This is a genomic window from Brenneria alni, from assembly GCF_003666245.1.
GTDB classification, from domain to species: Bacteria; Pseudomonadota; Gammaproteobacteria; order Enterobacterales; family Enterobacteriaceae; genus Brenneria; species Brenneria alni.
Window position 1 is genome coordinate 1 of record NZ_MJLZ01000083.1, and the last position, 3,828, is coordinate 3,828.

4 protein-coding genes and 1 pseudogene are annotated in these 3,828 nt (G+C 51.8%); 3 read left to right on the top strand and 2 right to left on the bottom strand.

The annotated features are described in order from the left end of the window. The coding region (locus BIY29_RS20460; protein WP_205680388.1) for a hypothetical protein at window positions 1-183 on the bottom strand (183 nt) is incomplete at its 3' end. 294 nt (window positions 184-477) lie between these two features. On the opposite strand from BIY29_RS20460, the gene BIY29_RS19505 reads away from it, so the two are divergent. The 3 genes and pseudogenes from BIY29_RS19505 (at window position 478) to BIY29_RS19520 (ending at window position 2,297) form a co-directional block, all read left to right on the top strand. Next, the gene (locus BIY29_RS19505; protein WP_009114532.1) at window positions 478-831 is read left to right on the top strand and encodes a type II toxin-antitoxin system RelE/ParE family toxin; all 354 of its coding nucleotides are present in this window, start codon (window positions 478-480) and stop codon (window positions 829-831) included. Between the two features lie 4 nt (window positions 832-835). Continuing rightward, on the top strand, window positions 836-1,138 hold the full coding sequence (locus tag BIY29_RS19510; protein WP_121576671.1) for a helix-turn-helix domain-containing protein: 303 nt from the start codon (window positions 836-838) through the stop codon (window positions 1,136-1,138). 495 nt (window positions 1,139-1,633) lie between these two features. Next, window positions 1,634-2,297: pseudogene (locus BIY29_RS19520) on the top strand (integrase domain-containing protein). On the opposite strand, the gene BIY29_RS19525 reads toward BIY29_RS19520, so the two are convergent. After that, a complete protein-coding gene (locus tag BIY29_RS19525) occupies window positions 2,206-3,459 on the bottom strand; it encodes a tyrosine-type recombinase/integrase (RefSeq protein WP_240630238.1) in 1,254 nt (417 codons plus the stop codon). The pseudogene BIY29_RS19520 and the gene BIY29_RS19525 overlap by 92 nt on opposite strands. Between the last annotated feature and the right edge of the window lie 369 nt (window positions 3,460-3,828).

Sequence of the window (3,828 nt, forward strand, 5' to 3'; positions counted from 1 at the left end):
AAATCTGGCCTTCTCGCTACTATTGATATCCCATTGGCGCAGATCTGATACAGATTCTACGCCGTTTCTCCTGTTTATCTGATGTAAAAAATCAACAAATAATCCTTTAAAAGGGAAAAACAGTTTTCTCTTATCTGCATCTTTTGCTGCACAGTAATATCCCTCCGGCACAAAATGCTTCATGACCTGAGAGAAGCGCCTGATGTATCAGGATGGTCGCCTTTTTACCGGCATCAACCTTTGAAAATACCGGACCGCATTGCGGTTAAGGTCATTCTCTACTCTGCTTCACCTTCCCGCTGTTTTTGAGGTCTGCGCCGCAAAGCGACGACACATTTACACAACATGTAATGAATGATCGGAATACGCCTTTAGTTTCCCGGTAAAGAGGAATGCATTTCGCCTGGTGCGACTTAAGACTCTTCATTATCGCTTTGCACCTATATAGGCTTTACACTATATTAATAAGGAGGTCCCGTGTGGACGATTAAAACAACGGACATATTTGACGGCTGGTTCAGTTCACTCAGTACCATCGATCGAACCAACGTGCTGGCATCGCTTATCGTTCTGCGGCAAAAAGGGCCGGGTTTGCCCAGACCTTATGCCGATACGATTAAAGGCTCTCGCTACAGCAACATGAAAGAACTACGCGTTCAGAGCCGGGGCGATCCGATACGGGTGTTTTTTGCCTTCGATCCTTACCGAACCGGCATTCTGCTTTGCGGCGGTAACAAGGTCGGCAATGAAAAACGTTTTTATGACCAGATGATCCCGGTTGCTGACCGGGAATTCACGAATTATCTGAAGACATTAGATGATAAGGAGTAACGCGATGGGCAGAACGCTCGAACAGCTTCTTGCGGATGAAAAACCGGAAGTCGTGGCCGACGCTCAGGCGATGGCGGCGGACATCCTGCTTAACATCCACCTTGCCGAACTGCGTGAGAAAGTACAAAAAACACAGGTTGAAATAGCGCAGGCGCTGGGCATCAGGCAACCTACTGTTGCAGGAATGGAAAAACCGGGCCGCGACCTGAAACTGTCCACGCTTAAACGCTACGTTGAGGCGACCGGCGGCAAACTGCGCCTTGATGTTGAACTGCCGGATGGTTCTCACTACGGATTTGTACTGTAAACACTGACGCTCCATGAACCGGAGCGTCAACCCCGTTACAACGGTCAGCGGCCGCATTGCCGTAAGGCTTTGCTGCCGCGTGACCGCTATCTTGCACCAGCATTTTAATTTTCAACCACTGCGCCAGTCCAGTGCGTCACTTTAACCGTGCCGAGCGGGAAAGTGACGCACCCGCGCTATTTGATTGCACCAGATAATTCCACTGAGCCAACGCACGATGGGATTCTGACACCGTGATTCAACCCACTTTCACTCACAGGAGAACTTGAACCGATACCGGAGGGGGATCAGGACGATCCGGGGGATAACCAGCTAACGCTGGCGGCCGCTCAGAGAGCACAACCGAAGCCCCACAACACCTCAACGGCTGCCGCCCCGGCGCTCAGGTATCGTTCGCAGCCCGACCCATCATTCAGGGCTATCGGTCTACGCGCTGGGGAAAAGTTGTATCAGATTTTGGAGTTGCGGCAATCATGAAAGGGGGAAATGCAAAAAATGAGTTTTCTGGAGCAGGAAATGAAAACGCTGGCGCGGCAGGCGGGCGGCAGTCATAAAACCGTTCATGACCGTATGGCGCTGGCGCAGAGATTTTGTGAGCGCTTACTGGGGCTGTCCGGCGCATCCCGCAACGGCACACGGCAGGCCATTACTACGGAGCATTGAAACCATTCGTGCAAAAGATGCCGGGATGGCGGCGGCGCTGGAACTTTCAAGGTTGATGGGACTGCGTTCACAGGAAGCGGTGCAGTGTGCGCAGTCGCTCAGAACGTGGAAACAGGCGCTGGAGCGTGGTGAGTCCCGGCTGACCATCGTTTTTGGAACCAAAGGCGGACGGCCTCGCGAGACAGTAATTCTGGACGCTGGCGCAGTCAGAAAAGCGCTGGAAAATGCGCTGACTGTGGCAGAACAACGCAACAGCAGGCTGATTGATAAACCCGACCTGAAAAGCGCGATGAAATACTGGCACGGTCAGGCGTCGCGTATCGGCTTGACCGGCGCATATTCCCCGCATTCATTGCGCTACGCCTGGGCGCAGGATGCCATTCGTCATTACCTGGCGCAGAGATTCAGTGAAAAAGAGGCTCTGGCATTGGTCGCGATGGATTTAGGCCACGGCGACGGGCGTGGGCGTTATGTGGCGCAGGTTTATGGGCGTTGAAACGATGGATAATTCTTGTCTCTGGTGCAGCCAAAGGGAAAAGGGCGTATGGATAAAGGGTAAAGGAAGGCGAAGGGTAATAGCGCCAAACAGGAAAGGGCCAAAGGGCTGAAAAGGCCGTAACCGGCGCAGTTCTATGTTTGTTCGACAATGCTTTGGTGTCATAGCCAATCACGCGCAGCGCCTTGTTGATGGTGTTTTCACTCATCGGCTTGTTCAGGGTATGTGCGCCAGGAAAAACGAAGACCGACTCGCCGGAAATCACCTGAATCTGTTTCAGCAGGGCGACCGCCTGCCGTGACAGCGGCACCAGATGTTCATCCTTCATCTTTGCGCCACGCTCTGAGAACCGTACGCCGTCTACCGCTTCGCGCTGGGCGGGTACGCTCCAGATATGTGCTTTCAGATTGAATTCATCCCAGCGGGCAAAACGGAGTTCGCTGGAGCGCAGGAAAACATGCAGATTAAGCTCCAGCGCCAGACGGGTCAGCATCCGGCCTTTGTAGTTTTCCATTTTCTCCAGCAGTTCCGGCAGGCGTTTCAGCGGCAGGGCGGGGTGATGTTGGGTCACGATCGGGGCCACGACGCCATCCAAATCGTAAGCCGGATTATATTTGATTACGCCCTGCTGGACGGTGTGGCGCATGATTTTGGTCAGATGCTGGCGCACCCGCCCGGCGACGTCATGCACACCTTTATCGTCGATGGTTTTAACCAACTGTGCCAGATGGCGGGTCTCAATCTGAGCGATATCCATCGCGCCGATATCGGGAAAAACGTAGCGTTTCAGGCAGGTGAGGATCTTATAGGCGTGAGCGTCCGACCAGAGCTTAAGGCAACTGGTGTGCCATGCGGTGGCGATGTACTGAAAGGTGCGGGATTCATCAACGGCGGCGTTATCCGTTTTGCGGATCATGGCAGGGCAGAGGCCGGACGCCAGCAGCTTACGCGCCGCGTCGCGCTTTTCGCGGGCTTCCGCCAACGTAATCTGAGGATAGCGGCCAAAGGCCAGACGGTTTTCTTTACCGCCGAAGCGATAGCGGAAATACCATAACTTAGCGCCGCTGGCGGATACCGTGAGGTACAGACCTTGCGAATCGGTAAGTTTGTAGGATTTTGCGCGGGATTTGGCTGCGCGGATTTTGCTGTCATTCAGGGCCATGTGAGGGTCTCCTTCGTTCATCGAACTGAACGACCCGCAATCTGACCCCAAATTTTTCGCATACGTAGGGATAAATCAAAACGCATCGGGAAAGATTTTTACGCCAACTTATTGAATTACATACACATAGGAATTGATAAGGAGGCATAAAAAAGGAAAGGTGGTGCCGGACTCGGAATCGAACATTTGTGCAATCCTATGTTTTATTGAATAAAAAATAATGTATATAGTTTTTTACCAACGTATATTTACCAACAAATCATAGGTGTTGTCAATTTAAATCAATAAGTTACGTTATTGTTCGTTAGTAGACATCAGTAAACATGGGTTCATGCATAATGTAAATATCGTGTTGTCAAATAAAAAAGC